1 protein-coding gene is annotated in these 339 nt (G+C 63.1%); it reads left to right on the top strand.

What is annotated here, in order from left to right:
* Positions 1 to 339, top strand: a 339-nt coding sequence (locus tag ACTHS3_RS17435) for an AAA family ATPase (RefSeq protein ID WP_440368689.1), incomplete at both ends; no start/stop codon positions are given.

Below are 339 nucleotides of genomic sequence, written 5' to 3' on the forward strand. Positions count from 1 at the left end.
GCCCTAGACCACACCCTGCTCTTCGGCCCGCCCGGGCTGGGCAAAACCACGTTGGCACACATCATCGCCAAAGAGCTGGGCGTCAACCTGCGCCAAACCAGCGGCCCCGTACTCGAACGCGCCGGAGACCTTGCCGCCCTTCTGACCAACCTCGAGCCGCACGACGTATTGTTTATCGACGAAATCCACCGCCTCAGCCCCGTCGTCGAAGAAATCCTCTACCCCGCGCTCGAAGACTACCAACTCGACATCATGATAGGCGAAGGCCCTGCCGCCCGTTCCGTCAAAATCGACCTGCCGCCCTTTACGCTCGTCGGCGCGACCACCCGCGCAGGTATG

Source organism: Neisseria sp. P0009.S007 (assembly GCF_051962515.1).